Raw genomic sequence first — 16,893 nt, 5'->3', positions numbered from 1 at the left:
CGCCCCTCTTCGATCAGGACGCGGTGGTGGGCGCCAGATCGTCCCCCTTCCCGTCCCGCTTCACTTCGGTGACTTCATCGCCTTTTTCATTGCGCAGATGAACTTCCAGCTGGTTAAAGGCAATGTTAATGTCATTCTCCCGGCACAGGCGGTCGATGGCGCGGTTGAGCTCATCCACCGTGTAGCTGCGATCGCGCAGTTCACGAACATACAGACGCAGTTCATGATCCAGCGTACTGGCCCCGAAGGTGGTGAAGAAAACCGCTGGCGCCGGCTCCTGCATCACTTTCGGATGATCGTGCGCGGCCTTCAGCAGCACCGCTTTCACTTTATCCAGATCGGAGCCATAGGCGACGCCGAGGCGGATCACCACCCGGGTCACGGTGTCGGAGAGCGACCAGTTGATCAAGCGCTCGGTAACGAACGCCTTGTTCGGGATAATTACCTCTTTGCGATCGAAGTCGGTGATGGTGGTCGCGCGGATACGGATTTTGCTTACCGTACCGGAGAAGGTGCCGATGGTTACCGTATCCCCAATGCGCACTGGACGCTCGAACAGAATAATCAGACCGGAGACGAAGTTACCGAAGATCTCCTGCAGGCCAAAACCTAAACCAACCGACAGCGCGGCCGCCAGCCATTGTAGTTTATCCCAGGAGACGCCCAGCGACCCGAACACCGTCATCGCCCCGATGGCGATAATCGCATAGTTAAGAATGGTGGTGATGGCGTAGGAGGTGCCCTGACGCATATTGAGACGCGAGAGAACCAGCACCTCCAGCAGACCCGGCAGGTTGCGTATTAGCGCCCAGGCGACCATCGACGCCACAATGGCAAACAGCAGACTGCCCATCGTGACGCTGCGCACCACGCTGGCCCCCGCTTCGGTACCGTTGTAGTGCCAGAGGGTAATGCTGTCGAGATAGGCGAAAACGGTGATCAGATCAGACCAAATCGCCCAGAACATGACCGCGAACAGCGCGATCATCACCAGCATGGTGATGCGCAGCGTCTGCTGGTTGACCTGCTCGAGAGCGATAGTCGGCTCCTCCTGCGGCTCGGCGCCTTCCGCACCCTCCTTCACCAGATGCTGACGGCGCGCCAGCGCCCGGCGCCAGGCGATACGTCGCGCCGCCACGCTCAGACCGCGCAGCACGGTCTGGTACAGCAGGTTCCAGATCATCACCAGATACACGGTCTCGATCCAGCGTCCCGCCAGGCGCAGCGTGGTGTAGAAGTAACCGGTCGCCGTCAGCACCATCAGGGCTACCGGGACAATAGACAGCACGGTGATCGTCAGCAGGCGCAGGCTGTGTGATTCTTTATCACGCCAGCTTTCCCGACACATCGGCCAGACCAGCACGGCAATCAGCAGCAGATTGAAGAAAATCACAAACTGCCCCAGCACGTCGTCCATCAGGTTCAGTGGCGACAGCTCGGAAATCACCGACCAAAAATTCAGCGGCAGCAACGCGAGGCTGACGCGAACAATTTGTCGCCGCCAGTGGCTGGTCAACTGCGCAGGCATATTGAAGTGGCTGACCGCCACGCCGTTCTTTTCCAGCACTTTCCAGCACAGACCAAAGACCAGCCAGAACATGGCCAGCTTTTTACTGTACGCCCACAGCAGTCCGCTGATATTAAGCTGCATGGTGAGTAAGATCAGGCCAATCGCCAAAATTACCAGCACCACCGGCAAGGCCCGAATCAGGTCGATCAGGATCGCCTTTGGCGTATGCAGCTGGGTATCGTTGCGCAGCTGCCCCACCTGGGAAGCAAGCTTAGCCTGATAATCCTTCAGCCACTGCAGACGCCAGCGGATCAGGCCGGCAATCAGCAGCAATGGTAAACCGGCCAGGAAAGCGATAAACACCGCGGGCCACGCTTTTTCCCAGTTCACGGTGATTTTCATCGCCTTAAACTGACCTTTCAGCGCTTCCGGGAAGGCCTTAATCCACTCCCAGTCCATCGGTTTATTGCTGTTCACCCAGAAAATTTGTTGGGTCAGAATTTCCTTCAGACTGCTCGAGACGCTCATCAACTGCTGCTGGTTGATCTGCAGGTTGATGGCCATCATCAGCTGGTTCCCCAGCTGTTTGTTGAACTGGTCAAGCAGTTCGCGGCGCATGTCGATCACTTCCAGTAGCGCGGCGTGGACTTCATCGTTCACTTCGCTGCTGTGCCCCTCCTCCAGTTTGGCGACAAAGGCGTCGCTCTGGAACAGCGCGTCGCGCTGCTGGTTCACCTCAAACTGCTCGAGCCGCAGGTCGGCGATGCGGTTGGTCATATCCTGCAGTTCGTCCGCCGACGGCAGCGTCTGCTGTTGCTGATAAAGAATGCGCGACAGCAGCAGGCTCCCCCGCAGAACTGAAATTTGCTCTTTAATATCCCGTTCAGACTGCAGCGCGCGGTCGAGCCAGTTCTTCACCTGGATATTGCGCTGCACCAGCTGGTTACCGTTCTCCGTCGCCTGGATCAGCTTCTCGCTGAGCTGATGGTTAATATCCAGCTCCTGCTTGACCAGCGGATTGGCCTGAATTCGCGTGGTTTCATCCGGGGTGACCGCCTCCTGGGCGGTTTTCTCCGTCAGCGTAAGCCGCTTGCTGTTCACCGCCTCCTGCAGCAGCTGCAGCTGATGCTCCAGCCGGTTGCTCCAGGCGGTGACGTAGTCACGCTGCTTCTGCAGGGTATCCTGCAGGACGGTGTTGCCTTCGAGGCTCTTGCGCTGCTGCTCAATCTGCGCGTTGAGCAGCGCCTGTTGAGCCTGCAACAGCACCTGCTGGGTCGGGCGCAGCGTATCGTCGCCCACCGAGGTGCCATTCAGCCGATTGCGGATCTGCTGCAACTGTTGGGAGGCGTTATACATCGCGTTCTGCACACGTTCCGGCTGCGTTTGCAGGGAAACCAGCTGGCTGTTATAGGTCGCCAGATCGTTTTGCGCATTCTGCAGATCGTCCAGCGTCTGGGTGACGCGTGACTCCAGTTGACGCAGAGAGAGCGTACTGAGCGTTTTGCGCGTGGCGGCGTCGTCAGAGACCTCGCTCAGGTTGTTGAGACTATCCACCGCCTGGCGCAGCTTCGCCGGGGCTTGCTCGACCTGCTGACGCAGCTGTGCCGTCTCGCTTTTGATGCGCTCGATTTTATCCAGCGTTTCCAGCGTCTGGGTCAAATCCTGCTGGACCAGTTTGTCCTGGGGAGTCAGTTCTTTTTGCTTGTTTAACGTATTGAGCTGGCTCTGCACCTCTGCCCGGTCAGGGAGGTCCGCGGCGCGGCCCTGGACTGGGCTGAAAAGGCCAATAAAGCAGAGCAGCGTAATGAAAAAGATAAACGTGGCGCGTTGCCTGGAGATCGTGTGCAGCATAGTTAATATGAATGAATGCAAATGCCGGAGAATACCGGGGGTCGTCGCAAGCGCGCAGAATAGCACTTCTCTTCGCTGGCGAATAGCGGCGGACGGCGCTAAAAATTCACGTTCATCCGCGCGCTAACGTTAAGCTGTCAGGCTCTCCGGGCCGCGTAGCGTGGGACAGAACTGATACATCTCCAGCAGGATGGCGACGTAGTCGCGCGCTTCCGCATGCAGGTCGAACGAGTCAGGGGCAAACAGCCAGTTTTCCATCAGGCCGGAAAGGTAGCTGCGCATTAACACGGCCGCCCGCCGGGTGAGTAAATTGGCGGGCAACAGCTTCGCGGCGATGCACTCTTTTAAGGTCTGCTCGATACGCTCGTAGCTCGCCAGGGAGAGCTGCCGCTGGGCCTGCTGCACTACGGTCATCTCACCGACAAACTCACACTTATGATAGATAATCTCCATCATTAATCGTCGACGTTCCTCTGTCACTGTCGCTTCAAGAACATAGACTAATATCTCCCTGATAACTGAGAGTGGATCGTTGGGGAATTTTGCCCGATACTCAATTTCGAGATCGCTAATACTGGCGTCTGACAGCTCCCAAATTTCGTTGAATAAATCTGATTTATTCTTGAAATGCCAGTAGATAGCCCCCCTCGTTACACCCGCAGCTTTTGCAATTGTTGCCAACGAGGTAGATGATACGCCTTGCTGCGAAAACAGACGCAGAGCAACATCCAGAATCAGTTGCCGGGTTTCACGTGCCTGTTGTTTGGTTTTTCGTGCCATAGGTTAATGACTTTACAGAGGTTACGTTTACATACATTTGTGAATGTATGTACCATAGCATGACCATAATAGAAAGACTGTAGTGGGTTTGTGGTTGTTTGAGCCACTGAACATTTTGAAATTGGACACTCGAGGTTTACATATGAACAAAAACAGAGGGTTAACGCCTCTGGCGGTCGTTCTGATGCTCTCAGGCAGCTTAGCGCTAACAGGATGTGACGATAAACCGGCTCAACAAGGAGCCCAGCACATGCCGGAAGTCGGTATTGTGACGCTCAAATCCGCACCTCTACAAATAACCACCGAACTGCCAGGCCGCACCAGCGCCTATCGCATTGCGGAAGTCCGTCCTCAGGTCAGTGGCATTATTTTAAAACGTAACTTCGTGGAAGGTAGCGATATCCAGGCCGGCGTTTCCCTGTATCAGATCGATCCCGCCACCTATCAGGCCAGCTATGACAGCGCCAAAGGCGACCTGGCAAAAGCCCAGGCGGCGGCGAACATGGATCAACTGACGGTCAAGCGTTATCAGAAACTGTTAGGCACTAAATATATTAGTCAACAAGACTACGATACCGCCGTCGCGACGGCACAGCAGAGCAATGCGGCCGTGGTCGCAGCGAAAGCGGCCGTGGAAACTGCGCGCATCAATCTGGCCTACACCAAAGTCACCTCGCCGATCAGCGGCCGGATTGGTAAATCCGCGGTGACCGAAGGGGCGCTGGTGCAGAATGGTCAAACGACTGCCCTGGCAACTGTTCAGCAGCTGGATCCGATCTATGTTGACGTCACCCAGTCGAGCAATGATTTCCTGCGCCTGAAACAGGAGCTGGCCGATGGCCGCCTGAAACAGGAAAACGGCAAAGCGAAAGTGGAGCTGGTGACGAATGACGGTCTTAAGTATCCGCAGGCCGGCACGCTGGAATTTTCGGATGTCACCGTCGATCAGACCACCGGCTCTATCACGCTGCGCGCGATTTTCCCGAACCCGGACCACACCCTGCTACCGGGGATGTTTGTGCGTGCCCGTCTGGAAGAAGGGGTTAACCCTGACGCCCTGCTGGTACCGCAACAGGGTGTTACCCGTACGCCGCGCGGCGACGCCAGCGTCATGGTGGTCGGGGAAGGCGATAAAGTCGAAGTCCGCCAGGTCACAGCGTCTCAGGCGATTGGCGATAAATGGCTGGTCACTGACGGTCTGAAAACGGGCGATCGCGTTATCGTCACCGGCCTGCAAAAAATCAAACCAGGCGTGCAGGTAAAAGCGCAGGAAGTAGCTTCTGATGATAAACAGCAAGCCGCAGGCAACGCGCCATCAGAACAAACCAAGTCTTAACTTAAACAGGAGCCGTTAAGACATGCCTAATTTCTTTATCGATCGCCCCATATTTGCATGGGTGATCGCCATCATCATCATGCTGGCTGGGGGATTATCGATCCTCAAATTGCCGGTAGCGCAATATCCGACGATTGCGCCGCCCGCAATTTCCATTACCGCCATGTACCCCGGTGCTGACGCCGAAACCGTGCAGAACACCGTGACTCAGGTTATCGAACAGAATATGAACGGTATCGACCACCTGATGTACATGTCCTCCAATGGCGACTCCACCGGTACGGCGACCATCACCCTGACCTTCGAATCCGGTACCGATCCGGATATTGCCCAGGTTCAGGTTCAGAACAAGCTGGCGCTGGCGACGCCTCTGCTGCCGCAAGAAGTACAGCAGCAAGGGATTAGCGTTGAGAAAGCGTCCAGCAGCTTCCTGATGGTTGTCGGCGTTATTAACACCAACGGCACCATGAACCAGGACGATATTTCGGACTACGTGGCGGCCAACATGAAGGACCCGATCAGCCGTACCAGCGGTGTCGGCGACGTTCAGCTGTTCGGTTCCCAGTACGCGATGCGTATCTGGATGGATCCGAACAAACTGAACAACTTCCAGCTGACGCCGGTGGACGTGATCAGCGCCCTGAAAGCGCAGAACGCCCAGGTGGCCGCGGGTCAGTTAGGCGGTACGCCGCCGGTGAAAGGCCAGCAGCTTAACGCCTCGATCATCGCGCAAACCCGTCTGACCAATACCGAAGAGTTTGGCAACATTCTGCTGAAGGTGAACCAGGACGGTTCCCAGGTTCGTCTGCGCGATGTCGCCAAAATTGAGCTGGGCGGCGAAAGCTATGACGTAGTGGCGAAGTTTAACGGCCAGCCGGCATCCGGTCTGGGTATTAAACTGGCTACCGGCGCGAACGCGCTGGATACCGCCAACGCTATCCGTGCAGAACTGGCGAAGATGGAGCCGTTTTTCCCGTCGGGGATGAAGATCGTTTACCCGTATGACACCACCCCGTTCGTGAAAATTTCTATTCACGAAGTGGTTAAAACGCTGGTGGAAGCGATCATCCTGGTGTTCCTGGTCATGTATCTGTTCCTGCAGAACTTCCGCGCCACGCTGATCCCGACCATCGCCGTACCCGTAGTCCTGTTAGGCACCTTCGCGGTGTTGGCGGCGTTTGGCTTCTCGATAAACACCCTGACGATGTTCGGGATGGTGCTCGCCATCGGCCTGTTGGTGGATGACGCCATCGTGGTGGTCGAGAACGTCGAGCGCGTAATGGCGGAAGAGGGTCTGCCGCCGAAAGAAGCGACGCGTAAATCGATGGGACAGATCCAGGGCGCGCTGGTCGGTATCGCCATGGTGCTGTCGGCGGTATTTATCCCAATGGCGTTCTTCGGCGGTTCAACCGGGGCCATCTATCGCCAGTTCTCCATCACCATCGTTTCTGCGATGGCGCTGTCGGTACTGGTGGCGTTGATCCTGACGCCAGCGCTGTGCGCCACGATGCTGAAGCCTATTCAGAAAGGCAGCCATGGCGCGACCACCGGTTTCTTCGGTTGGTTTAACCGCATGTTCGATAAGAGCACGCACCACTACACCGACAGCGTAGGCAACATTCTGCGCAGCACCGGTCGTTATCTGGTCCTGTATCTGATCATCGTGGTGGGCATGGCGTGGCTCTTCGTCCGTCTGCCGAGCTCGTTCCTGCCGGACGAGGACCAGGGGGTATTCCTGAGCATGGCGCAGCTGCCTGCCGGCGCCACCCAGGAGCGTACGCAGAAAGTGCTGGATGAGATGACGAATTACTATCTCACCAAAGAGAAGGACAACGTGGAATCCGTGTTTGCGGTTAACGGCTTCGGCTTCGCCGGCCGCGGCCAGAACACCGGCATCGCGTTCGTCTCGCTGAAAGACTGGAGCCAGCGTCCGGGTGAGGAAAACAAAGTTGAAGCGATCACCGGCCGGGCGATGGGCTACTTCTCGCAGATTAAAGATGCGATGGTGTTCGCCTTTAACCTGCCAGCTATCGTTGAACTGGGTACCGCGACCGGCTTTGACTTCCAGCTCATTGACCAGGGCGGTCTGGGCCACGAAAAACTGACCCAGGCGCGTAACCAGCTGTTTGGCATGGTGGCGCAGCACCCTGACGTGCTGACCGGCGTGCGCCCTAACGGCCTGGAAGATACACCGCAGTTTAAAATCGATATCGATCAGGAAAAAGCCCAGGCGCTGGGCGTCTCCATCAGCGACATCAACACAACGCTGGGCGCGGCCTGGGGCGGGAGCTATGTCAACGACTTTATCGACCGCGGCCGCGTGAAGAAAGTGTACATCATGTCTGAAGCGAAATACCGTATGCTGCCGGAAGACATCGGCAAGTGGTATGTTCGTGGCAGCGATGGTCAGATGGTGCCGTTCTCCGCCTTCTCTACTTCGCGTTGGGAATACGGTTCGCCGCGTCTGGAACGCTACAACGGCCTGCCGTCCCTGGAAATTCTCGGCCAGGCAGCGCCAGGCAAGAGTACCGGTGAGGCGATGAGCCTGATGGAAGAGCTGGCGGGTAAACTGCCTTCCGGTATCGGCTACGACTGGACCGGGATGTCTTATCAGGAACGACTGTCCGGCAACCAGGCCCCTGCCCTGTATGCCATTTCGCTGATTGTCGTCTTCCTGTGTCTGGCAGCGCTGTATGAGAGCTGGTCAATTCCGTTCTCGGTCATGCTGGTCGTTCCGCTGGGTGTGGTCGGTGCGCTGTTAGCCGCTACCTTCCGCGGTTTAACCAACGACGTTTACTTCCAGGTGGGCCTGTTGACCACCATCGGCCTGTCGGCGAAGAACGCGATATTGATCGTTGAATTCGCCAAAGACCTGATGGAGAAAGAGGGTAAAGGGCTAATTGAGGCAACGCTTGAAGCAGTGCGTATGCGTCTGCGTCCGATCCTGATGACCTCCCTGGCGTTTATCCTCGGCGTTATGCCGCTGGTGATCAGCTCGGGTGCCGGCTCCGGCGCGCAGAACGCCGTCGGTACTGGCGTAATGGGCGGGATGGTGACCGCGACGATTCTGGCCATCTTCTTCGTGCCAGTGTTCTTCGTGGTGGTTCGTCGCCGCTTTAGCAAGAAATCGGAAGATATTGAGCACAGCCATCAGGTTGAGCATCATTAATCGTCACACTTGAACAAAGGGCCGCTTTCGCGGCCCTTTTTTTGTCCGTCGCAACAGGGCACATATTGCCATTGTTTATTTTTCACACTGCATTTAATATATATTGATATGGTCCTGGCTATTTTTTCACATTGCCTGGTACTTATGATCTTTACACACTCATTTACCAGGAATAATCCTAATACCAACGCCCGCGGCCGGCGGTTTCTGAACGCGACAGCTGCCTGCCTTAAGCCGATGATTGATAAGACTTCTCTATTTCTCGGGCTGTGTGCCAGGGCCTGCGAAATTAATTCGTCTATTTTTAAGATAATTTCTCTCTGATAATTGTAATTTTTCGTAATAGCACGATGAAATCTGTTGGAGAGTGGATTATAGTTAAATCAGCAGGATTACTCAGTTAGTGTCAGGTCGGTTAGTCGTGTTCATCCCACAACGGTGTTTGTTAGTCGTCGTTTAAACCACTCAAAAGGGGATGCGTTATGGACGAATACTCGCCAAAAAGACATGATATTGCACAGCTACGCTTTCTCTGCGAAACGCTGTATCATGACTGCCTTGCAAACCTGGAAGAGAGCAACCATGGCTGGGTCAACGACCCGACTTCGGCTGTCAATCTTCAGTTAAATGAATTGATCGAGCACATTGCCACATTCGCGCTTAATTATAAAATTAAGTACACTGAGGATAATAAACTGGTCGCTCAGGTTGACGAATATCTGGACGATACTTTTACCTTGTTCAGTAACTACGGCATTAACTCAACGGATTTGCAAAAGTGGAAAAAATCCGGTAATCGACTATTTCGTTGCTTTGTCAACGCCAGCCGGGAAAACCCGGCCAGTCTCTCGTGTTAGAATTATTACAATCAAAAGGTGGAATTATGTCTGATAAGCCATTAACTAAAACAGACTATTTGATGCGCTTACGTCGTTGCCAGACAATTGACACGCTGGAGCGCGTCATTGAAAAAAATAAATATGAACTGTCTGATAATGAACTGGCGGTATTTTACTCAGCCGCCGATCATCGTCTGGCTGAACTGACCATGAATAAGCTGTACGATAAGATCCCGACCTCAGTCTGGAAGTTTATCCGCTAATCGACGCGCACAACGTGGTCTGCTGACCGGACGATACGCGTCAGCCGCCGCAGGGTATCTTTGTGATAGTCATCACATCATTCAGCTAACAGCAACCCTGTAACCGGTTTCTTTTTTATACTGCTACGGCCATCTAAAGTCAGGTATAAGGAAGACCCATGAGTGAAGAAAAACGTAAAATGATCGCCGGTGAGCTCTATTTATCTGGCGACCCAACGCTTCGCGCCGATCGCCTGCGCGCCAGACAGTTGTTACACCGTTATAATCATTCCTCCCCGGATGCGCAGGAAGAACGTCAGCATATTCTGGCCGAGCTGTTCGGTCGCGCCGGCGATGCGTATATCGAGCCAAGCTTTCGCTGCGACTACGGCTACAATATCTTTCTCGGCAACGCGTTTTACGCCAATTTTGACTGCGTGATGCTGGACGTCTGCCCTATTCATATTGGCGATAACTGCATGCTGGCGCCGGGCGTCCATATTTATACCGCCACCCATCCGCTGGATGCCGAAGCGCGTAACAGCGGCCAGGAATATGGCAAACCAGTGACCATCGGCCACAATGTGTGGATTGGTGGGCGGGCGGTAATCAATCCCGGGGTGACCATTGGTGATAATGCGGTCATTGCGTCCGGTGCAGTCGTCACCAAAGATGTACCGGCCGGGGCCGTTGTCGGCGGCAACCCGGCGCAGATCATTAAGCGCCTTCCGGTACCAAATCCGTAACTGTTATGGTTTTCTGTAACTGATCTGTTACTTTCGCCGTGGAATATTGCAACATAAAATAGCCTTCAGGCTAAGCCTGCCACGCCTGGTCCGCCGGGCATGCACGGCTGGCTCATTGCAGAATTCGGGGACCAAGATGACAGAAATACAACGCCTGCTAACTCATACCATTGACGAACTCAACGTTCAGGAAAAACGCGATAATCGCCCGCGTTTTAGCATCAGTTTTATCCGCAACCATCCGGGGCTGTTTGTTGCCATGTATGCCGCGTTTCTGGCGACGCTGGTGGTCATGCTGCGCTCTGAAACGCTGGTAGACTCGGTCTGGTTGCTGGTGGTGCTGTTCATCCTGTTCAACGCCTTTTTCTTCTTTGACGTCTATCCGCGCTATCGTTATGAAGATATCGATGTCCTCGACTTTCGCGTGTGCTACAACGGGGAATGGTATAACACCCGCTTTGTTCCCCGGCAGCTGATCGAGCGTATTCTTCAGTCGCCGGATGTCGATAGCGAGCAGAAGGCGCAGCTCAAAAAGATGGTCGCCACCAAAGGCGAGCTCTCCTTCTACGACGTTTTTACGCTGACCCGCGCCGGTGCTGCACAATAAGACGATTTAGCGTCCGCAGCGCCAGCGGATAGCGGGAAGCAGAAGTATTACCATATCCCAGCACCAGCCCGCTCCGCCCCCGCTGCGGGTCGAGATAGAAATGACTTAACGCGGCAGGCGCCAGTTGAAACTGACGCGCCTGCTGCGCAATCGTCTGGTCATCGAATCCTTCCATTGCGACTGTCAAATGGAGCCCCCCTTCCCCGCCAAGGACCTCGCATGGCACGGTTATCTCTTGCGCCAGTGCCTCACGCAGCTGTTGTTGGCGCTTGCGGTACAGGCGACGCATGGCCGCCAGATGGCGAGCATAGTGCCCCTTCTCAATAAACCTGGCCAGCGCCCGCTGTTCCGTGCGGTGTCCTCCACGCAGCAACGTGCCAATCACATCCTGAACGGCATCCGCCAGCGCAGGCGGCATCACCATGAAGCCAATACGCAGCGCCGGAAAGAGCGTTTTGCTGAAGGTACCGAGATACACCACCGGGGCATCCGGCACCATCCCCAGCATCGCCGGGATCGGCTCTCCGCTATGGCGAAACTCGCTGTCGTAGTCATCCTCCACAATCCACGCCCCGTGCAGGCGGGCGTACTCCACCAGCGCCAGACGTCGCGCGGCGCTCATGACGCTCCCGAGGGGATACTGATGAGAGGGAGAGGTGAAGATCAGCCGGGGCGGCTCCGCGACGCCGTTGGCAATCCCCATCCCTTCGTCATCGACCGCCATTCCGCTGACCCGCAGCCCTGCGCGCTGGAAACTGCTCCTGGCCCCCAGGTACCCCGGCTCTTCCACCCACACGCTGTCGCCTGGATCCGTCAACAGCGAAGCGCATAAGTTCACCCCTTCCAGCGCCCCTTCGGTAATGACAATCTGCCGAATATCGCAACGGATCCCCCGGGAGAGCGCCAGATGACGAGCGATAGCCTCCCGCAGCAAGGGGTCGCCTGCCGCCTCGCCATAGCCCAGCAGCGCGCTGCCCTCGTCGCGTAAGACGTTATCCATCAGCCGCCGCCACAGCGGCAACGGAAAATAGTTCACCGCCGGCATGCCAGGGGTAAACAGCAGCGCCGGAGAGTCGCGACGCATCGCGGCTGGCAGCCCTTGCAGCCGCTCAGGCAGCACAACGGGCGGCACCTTCACGGCCTCTTCGCGGCAGGCGGCGAGCGGTACCACCTGCGTCCCCTGACGGCTCCGCGTCAGGTACCCCTCCAGCGCCAGCTGCTCCAGGGCAGCATTGACCGTATTCCGCGACAGCTGCAGCCGTCCGGCCATCACCCGCGATCCGGGCAAACGGCAGTTGGCCGCCAGAGTTCCCTGCAGGATGGCATGGCGCAATGTGTGGTAAAGGGCCCGCTGCAGGGTTTCATCCGATCGGTGCTGTATCCCCTGCGTCACCAGCGTAAAAAAACCATCGTCCGGTATGTTCATCTCATCTCCTCGTGGCCCTATAAAAACATACGCCTGTGGCACTTTTTATGGAACCAGTGAGCGCGTACGCTGCCTGAAAAACCCCGCTAAGGAAACCGCAATGCGTGAATACAATCAGTTTGGACAGGAACTCGGCGCCGCGCTGCCTGACTGGCAACCGCGTCCATGGCCAGCACGGCAGGTATTACAGGGCAGCCGCTGTCGGCTCGAACCACTGACTCTCGCGCATGCCAGCGACCTGTTTGCTGCTCACCAGCTGGCGCCAGACGCCCGCAGCTGGACGTGGCTGCTGCGTGAACCTGAGAGCAACCTTGCAGAATTCAGTGCCTGGGTGGAGCAGGTCGCCACGCTGGCAGACCCGATCCATTTTGCCGTCGTTGACCAGCGGCAAGGGAAGGCGGTTGGCTCGCTAGCATTAATGCGCATCGATGCCACCCACGGCGTGGTAGAGGTGGGACATGTGCATTTTTCACCGTTGCTGAGCCGAACGGCTATGGCCACCGAAGCGCACTGGCTGTTGATGCAGTATGTGTTTGATACGCTCGGTTATCGTCGCTATGAATGGAAATGTAATAGTCTCAATATGCCGTCGGGCCGGGCGGCAAGACGGCTGGGTTTTCAGTACGAAGGACGTTTTCGTCAGGCACTGGTGAGCAAAGGACATAACCGGGATACGGACTGGTTTTCGGTGATAGACGGCGAATGGCCGCAGCTGGATAACGCCATGCGGCAATGGCTGGCCGCCGACAATTTTACCGCCGACGGCCAGCAGCGCCGCACTCTGGAGAGCTTCCGTTAACGACGTTTTTTGCGCCCCTGCACCGCTTTAAAGCGGGGGTTGCTCTTACAGATAACGTACAGCCGCCCTTTGCGCTTGACCAGCTGACAATCCGGGTGGCGCTGTTTGGCGCTGCGTAATGAGTTAACGACCTGCATCATGCCTTCCTTTTCGCATCAATAAAGCCGCCGAAGCGCTGACGGAACCGGGCCGCGCTGCCCTCGCTGGCGAAGGTTTTTTGTTTGCCGGTGTAGTACGGATGCGATTTCGAGGAGACGTCGATCGTTACATACGGAAAAGTTTCGCCGTCGAGTTCAATCACGCGATCGGTGCGGATGGTGGAACCGACTTTAAAATACTCATTAACGCTGGTGTCGTGAAACACCACCGTGCGATAGGGGGGATGGATATGGGCTTTCATGATGACCTCGTCATTATGTTATAACATAACATTTAAGTTACGCCGTTCCACGACAAAGATCAACCATGTTCAAATTAAGGGTAATGGGCCTAAGGCGAGTTTCCCCGCCTTAGGTTTCAGGGCGCCAGACGGTGGGCGATGGCGCGTAGCTGTTCCGCGATGGCCTGCAGATCTTTGCCTTGCTCAGTTCTGGCGCCGCTGGAATGACGTATCACCAGGCGCGCCGGCAGGATGGATGAAGTATGTGGCGCACCGCTGGTGCTGGCGAGGATCCGCCGCACCGCTTCTTTCCCCTGCAGATCGAGGTCCAGCGACACCGTACTCAGCGCCGGATAGAAAAAGGAGCTTTCGTAGGTATCGTCATAGCCAATGACGGACTTCTCCCCCGGCACCGCCACCTGGTGCTGATGGAAGGCGCTGAGCACCCCCAGCGCCATCTGGTCATTACCCACCAGCACGGCGCTGAAATTGGGCGTTTCGCGCAGCATCTGCAGCGCGCCGGCATAGCCGCTTTGCGCATCCCAGTTGCCGTGCAGAACGGTCACCGGCTTCAGGCCGTAGCCCTCCAGAGTCTCCAGCCAGCTTTTCAGCCGGAGTTTGGCCGAGACGGAGCTGTCCGGCCCCGCCAGCAACGCGATCTCCCGATGCCCCATCTCATAAAGATATTTGACGCTGGCCCGGGTGCCATCTGCCGGATTAAACGAAACGTTAAACACGGAACTGTAGGGGTCGACATCGAGAAAAAGGCAGACGATATCATCGTTGTCAGCGGCGATTTTCTGCGCCTGCTCGGTCTCCAGCGGCACGTTGATAATGACTTTATCCACCCGCTGAGATTTCAGCTCATTGATGGAATCCTGAATACTTTGGTTGACGCTCTCATCGATCATCGAAATCAGGACCTGGTAACCTTCCAGATTGGCATAACGTTTTACCGCCGCCGCCACCTGGGAAGGCGCATGCCAGGCCAGCGAAATCGTCACCAGCCCGACCGTCTGACTCTCCTTCCCCACCAGCTGCTGCGCCAGCCGGTTTGGCACATAGCGTAAGGCCTCTATCGATTTCTCCACCTTGCGGCGCGTCGCTTCGGATACATTGGCAGATTTATTGAGTACCCTGGACACGGTCTGGTAAGAGACGCCCGCATGGCGTGCGACGTCTTCCAGAGTAGCGCTTTTAGACTTCATGGTCCGGTTCCTTATGTTGTTATCCCATGATTGTAACAGGGGCCATTTGAAAAAACGCTCACCGCCACCTTTCATCGCAAAATTACACCACAAAAAGTATTACGTTCACAACACAGTTAATTGTGAATCACCTCACCCATCACAACAAAAACCAGCATGATTATTTGCACTTAGTCACACAATAATCATATCTCGTTTGCCTGAAGTTACATTTAGGCATTTTATGACATCAGTTATGTGAACGTAATACAAAACAATAAGAGGATAGAGATGAATACGACACTGCGCGCCCTTTCCGCCGCGTTAGCCGCTGCGCTAATCGCCCCTTCCGCGTTTGCGGCGACCGCCGCAATCCCGAGTATCGATTTCCATGGCTATATGCGCGCCGGGGTTGGGGTCTCCGGCGATGGTAGTGAAGCGGAATGGCAAAAGAACAAGCTGGGCCGTTTGGGTAATGAATCGGATACCTATGGTGAGTTAGAGCTGGGCTCCGAGGTCTACAAGAAAGATGACGTCAGCTTCTATCTCGACAGCATGGTCAGCATGGTCTCCGACGGCTCTAACGATAATGAAACCACGCTGAATGATGATGCACAGTTCGGTTTACGTCAGCTGAACCTGCAGATCAAAGGGCTGATCCCCGGCGATCCGAATGCGGTGATTTGGGGGGGGAAACGTTACTACCAGCGCCACGATCTGCACATCATCGATACCAAATACTGGAACATATCCGGCTCCGGGGCCGGGGTGGAAAACTACACCCTCGGCCCTGGCGCCGTCTCGCTAGCCTGGATCCGCGGCGATGCCAACGACGTTGACTATCGCGTCGATGGCGACAGCAACGTCAATATTAACTATATCGATTTACGCTATGCAGGCTGGAAGCCGTGGTCGGGTTCGTGGACCGAATTCGGCATCGACTACGCCATGCCGAACACCACCAAAAAACAGGACAGCTACGGCGGGCTGTACGATGCCGATAATGGCGTGATGCTGACCGGTGAAATCAGTCAGGATATGCTGGGCGGCTATAACAAAACCGTGCTGCAGTATGCCAACAAAGGGCTGGCGCAGAACATGGTCTCCCAGGGCGGCGGCTGGTACGATATGTGGAACTACGTGAACGACGCCACCGGCTATCGCGTGATTAACACCGGCCTGATCCCGATTACCGAAAAGTTCTCCATCAACCACGTCCTGACCTGGGGCTCGGCGGATGATATTACCGACTACACCGACAAAACGCGGATGCTGTCGCTGGTTGCCCGTGGGCAGTATCAGTTCACCGACTACGTCCGCCTGATTGGCGAAGTCGGCGGTTTCTATCAGAAAGACAGCTATAACAATGGCACCAGCTACAAACAGGCCGGTGAGAAATATACCATTGCGCTGGGCCTCGCGGACGGGCCGGACTTTATGTCACGCCCGGAATTACGCATTTTTGCTTCATACCTGAATGATTCCGAAGATGGTAAACCGTTTGAAGACCAGACGGCGAATAATACCTGGAATTTCGGCGTGCAGGTTGAGGCCTGGTGGTAATATCGCGCTGGTAAGACAAATACGTTATTTATATCTCCAACTGTAAGGTCATTAATTACCCTCCGGTAATCATTATTGCCACTGCTGTCTTTGTCTTATTTTCGGGATAACCTGTTTTCAGGTTATCCCGTTTTATTTATTTCCGGGTAGCAAAATGCTCATCCAGCAATTGACGCAACGCATCGGACTGCTTACCGAAAATAGCATGCACCTGCTGACCGAGAATAATGACGCCCAGCGCGCCCTGCTGCTGTAATGCGTCAGTATCCACGGCAGCAAGATGACGAACCGTCACCCGCAGACGAGTAATACAGGCATCCACTTGCGTAATATTCGCTTCGCCACCAAAGGCCTGAATCAGCGCCTCGATTTGCTGTTTTTCCACCTCGCTTAACGGCTGTGCCGGACGTGCAGGAGAGAAATAGTGCAGAAAGGATTTTAAACTCACCATCATAAACT

The 16,893-nt window shown here is 55.6% G+C and carries 15 protein-coding genes and 1 pseudogene; 8 read left to right on the top strand and 8 right to left on the bottom strand.

The window, feature by feature from the left end; all coding sequences use genetic code 11:
- Positions 1–13: 13 nt before the first annotated feature.
- Together mscK and acrR are read right to left on the bottom strand one after the other, a co-directional pair.
- The gene (gene mscK / locus A1WC_RS19820; protein WP_016160396.1) at positions 14–3,361 is read right to left on the bottom strand and encodes a mechanosensitive channel MscK; all 3,348 of its coding nucleotides are present in this window, start codon (positions 3,359–3,361) and stop codon (positions 14–16) included.
- Between the two features lie 129 nt (positions 3,362–3,490).
- Positions 3,491–4,141, bottom strand: coding sequence for a multidrug efflux transporter transcriptional repressor AcrR (acrR, locus tag A1WC_RS0124920; RefSeq protein ID WP_008805439.1), 651 nt, complete (start codon positions 4,139–4,141; stop codon positions 3,491–3,493).
- A gap of 142 nt (positions 4,142–4,283) precedes the next feature.
- On the opposite strand from acrR, the gene acrA reads away from it, so the two are divergent.
- The 5 genes from acrA (at position 4,284) to maa (ending at position 10,473) form a co-directional block, all read left to right on the top strand.
- Positions 4,284–5,477, top strand: coding sequence for a multidrug efflux RND transporter periplasmic adaptor subunit AcrA (gene acrA, locus A1WC_RS19825; protein ID WP_008805438.1), 1,194 nt, complete (start codon positions 4,284–4,286; stop codon positions 5,475–5,477).
- 22 nt (positions 5,478–5,499) lie between these two features.
- The gene (gene acrB, locus A1WC_RS19830) at positions 5,500–8,646 is read left to right on the top strand and encodes a multidrug efflux RND transporter permease subunit AcrB (protein ID WP_008805437.1); all 3,147 of its coding nucleotides are present in this window, start codon (positions 5,500–5,502) and stop codon (positions 8,644–8,646) included.
- A gap of 482 nt (positions 8,647–9,128) precedes the next feature.
- On the top strand, positions 9,129–9,503 hold the full coding sequence (tomB, locus tag A1WC_RS19835) for an Hha toxicity modulator TomB (RefSeq protein ID WP_008805436.1): 375 nt from the start codon (positions 9,129–9,131) through the stop codon (positions 9,501–9,503).
- Between the two features lie 26 nt (positions 9,504–9,529).
- The gene (locus A1WC_RS19840) at positions 9,530–9,748 is read left to right on the top strand and encodes an HHA domain-containing protein (RefSeq protein WP_002892050.1); all 219 of its coding nucleotides are present in this window, start codon (positions 9,530–9,532) and stop codon (positions 9,746–9,748) included.
- Positions 9,749–9,906: 158 nt separating this feature from the next.
- Positions 9,907–10,473 carry a maltose O-acetyltransferase gene (gene maa, locus A1WC_RS19845; RefSeq protein ID WP_016160393.1) on the top strand — a complete coding sequence of 189 codons (567 nt, stop codon included), beginning with the start codon at positions 9,907–9,909 and terminating at the stop codon, positions 10,471–10,473.
- Here the strand turns inward: maa and A1WC_RS27820 are convergent.
- Positions 10,445–10,570 (bottom strand): annotated as a pseudogene (locus A1WC_RS27820) (hypothetical protein); the annotation flags it as partial. The gene maa and the pseudogene A1WC_RS27820 sit on opposite strands and share 29 nt — an antisense overlap.
- Positions 10,571–10,609: 39 nt before the next feature.
- On the opposite strand from A1WC_RS27820, the gene A1WC_RS19850 reads away from it, so the two are divergent.
- The gene (locus A1WC_RS19850; RefSeq protein ID WP_008805434.1) at positions 10,610–11,080 is read left to right on the top strand and encodes a YlaC family protein; all 471 of its coding nucleotides are present in this window, start codon (positions 10,610–10,612) and stop codon (positions 11,078–11,080) included.
- Here the strand turns inward: A1WC_RS19850 and A1WC_RS19855 are convergent.
- Positions 11,049–12,506, bottom strand: a complete 1,458-nt coding sequence (locus A1WC_RS19855) for a PLP-dependent aminotransferase family protein (RefSeq protein WP_016160392.1) — start codon at positions 12,504–12,506, stop codon at positions 11,049–11,051. The genes A1WC_RS19850 and A1WC_RS19855 overlap by 32 nt on opposite strands.
- 100 nt (positions 12,507–12,606) lie before the next feature.
- Here A1WC_RS19855 and A1WC_RS19860 point away from each other — a divergent pair, with 100 nt between their 5' ends.
- A complete protein-coding gene (locus A1WC_RS19860; protein ID WP_016160391.1) occupies positions 12,607–13,305 on the top strand; it encodes a GNAT family N-acetyltransferase in 699 nt (232 codons plus the stop codon).
- Here A1WC_RS19860 and ykgO read toward each other — a convergent pair.
- From ykgO to A1WC_RS19875, 3 genes are all read right to left on the bottom strand, one after another.
- Positions 13,302–13,442 carry a type B 50S ribosomal protein L36 gene (ykgO, locus tag A1WC_RS19865; protein WP_002892018.1) on the bottom strand — a complete coding sequence of 47 codons (141 nt, stop codon included), beginning with the start codon at positions 13,440–13,442 and terminating at the stop codon, positions 13,302–13,304. The two genes, A1WC_RS19860 and ykgO, sit on opposite strands and share 4 nt — an antisense overlap.
- On the bottom strand, positions 13,442–13,705 hold the full coding sequence (locus tag A1WC_RS19870; protein ID WP_008805431.1) for a type B 50S ribosomal protein L31: 264 nt from the start codon (positions 13,703–13,705) through the stop codon (positions 13,442–13,444). Before A1WC_RS19870 ends, ykgO begins: the two co-directional genes overlap by 1 nt.
- Before the next feature lie 116 nt (positions 13,706–13,821).
- Positions 13,822–14,892, bottom strand: a complete 1,071-nt coding sequence (locus A1WC_RS19875) for a LacI family DNA-binding transcriptional regulator (protein WP_008805430.1) — start codon at positions 14,890–14,892, stop codon at positions 13,822–13,824.
- A 270-nt stretch (positions 14,893–15,162) separates the two neighbouring features.
- Here A1WC_RS19875 and A1WC_RS19880 point away from each other — a divergent pair, with 270 nt between their 5' ends.
- On the top strand, positions 15,163–16,434 hold the full coding sequence (locus tag A1WC_RS19880) for a maltoporin (RefSeq protein ID WP_008805429.1): 1,272 nt from the start codon (positions 15,163–15,165) through the stop codon (positions 16,432–16,434).
- Between the two features lie 136 nt (positions 16,435–16,570).
- On the opposite strand, the gene A1WC_RS19885 is transcribed toward A1WC_RS19880, so the two are convergent.
- Positions 16,571–16,885: a glucose PTS transporter subunit EIIB gene (locus tag A1WC_RS19885; protein WP_008805428.1), complete on the bottom strand. Its 315-nt coding sequence runs from the start codon at positions 16,883–16,885 to the stop codon at positions 16,571–16,573.
- Between the last annotated feature and the right edge of the window lie 8 nt (positions 16,886–16,893).

It is taken from the genome of Klebsiella sp. KTE92, from assembly GCF_000398905.1.
Classification (GTDB): domain Bacteria; phylum Pseudomonadota; class Gammaproteobacteria; order Enterobacterales; family Enterobacteriaceae; genus Klebsiella; species Klebsiella variicola.
This window is presented reverse-complemented; position numbering and strand designations above follow the sequence as displayed.